Annotated in this window: 1 protein-coding gene; it reads left to right on the forward strand. The window is 30.6% G+C overall.

The window, feature by feature from the left end:
* Positions 1–552: 552 nt before the first annotated feature.
* Positions 553–942 carry a hypothetical protein gene (locus tag GH681_RS23070; RefSeq protein ID WP_153163831.1) on the forward strand — a complete coding sequence of 130 codons (390 nt, stop codon included), beginning with the start codon at positions 553–555 and terminating at the stop codon, positions 940–942.
* Positions 943–1,237 lie beyond the last annotated feature (295 nt).

Raw genomic sequence — 1,237 nt, forward strand, 5'->3', positions numbered from 1 at the left:
CTATATCTGCTTATGAGTTAAAAATAAGTGAGAGTCATTTTAATTAGTATTTCAATTAAGCTGTATTAGTGTAGAAGTTACACAACGATGTGAATCGTCAAGCCTGCAATATACTGCAATATATTGTATAAATTGTTACATACCTTCTTTATTTACTGTAAGCGTACAGTAAAAATTGTGTGTTAATATATAATTAAGATTGATAAAACCATCTAGTTGCAGCTAGACGTCCTCAAAATATTGTATAATTAAAACTATTAAATATGAAAGAATGAATATTTTTAAGAAAATCAAACTGAAAATCAGTAGTTACAGAAGGCTAAAAGCCTATCATAGTAACATTAAACGACTTGCTGAATTAGAATTATTAGACAATCCTAAAAAGCAAAAAGAAGTTGCATTACGTTCACAATGTTTAATTCATGGGCACAAATGGAAAAATGAGCCTAATAACAATGAATTAAACATTCCTATTACTAAAAGAACTTACTGTGAAAGATGCGGTAAGTACTATAGCCAAGAAATTTATAAACAACTTTAAATTCATATCAAATGAAATCTTTAAACTTTGTAATTATTGGAATTCCTGCATCAATTAATCAGGAAAGTGTTGTAACAGCAGTAGCTCTTATGGCTAAAAAGCTTGGTTTATCAGAAGTACATACAGAAATACTTGAAACAAGTAAATTTGCAACTAGCTCTTCAAATAAACAAATGATTGAAAACATATTAAAAGATGTTATTACTGTATGTACAGCAGCTGGTCTAATGAATATTGCTGCAATCAATGCTAATTTTTGGAAATTGATTGAAGATGGCAAATTAACTAGACCACAAATTGAGATGATGCTGGATGAAAAAGAAGTTACAATTGAGTATCTCAACAAAAAGGGATGCGCTTATATCTTTGATCTTTTAGTACAAGCAATTAGAGTGTTATAATTATGGGAAAGACCTATAAAGAATCTCATTTTCCAGGTTCTAAGCAATCAGGAAAAGCAGCTGAATATCAGTCTAAAAAGAGAGTTAGACATTCTAAAATGCAACCGTATAAAAGGGAAAGAGCTATTGTTTAACTAAGAATTACTAATTAAGTAGTTATGATAGAATCCAATCAACACAGAAGGTTATAACGCCAGACCCCTAAAGGTGATTAATACCTACGGACTATACAACGGTCAACCTTATTTAAGGTCAGGAGAAGGAAAAGGGCTAGCCATCAAATAAGGCGCACGAA

The sequence above is a fragment of the Zoogloea sp. 1C4 genome (assembly GCF_009469605.1).
Lineage (GTDB): Bacteria > Pseudomonadota > Gammaproteobacteria > Burkholderiales > Rhodocyclaceae > Zoogloea > Zoogloea oryzae.

What these genes read in the sequence shown, in the direction of transcription:
- GH681_RS23070 (WP_153163831.1), top strand. Translation starts at nt 553, where the DNA reads ATGAAATCTTTAAACTTTGTAATTATTGGAATTCCTGCATCAATTAAT.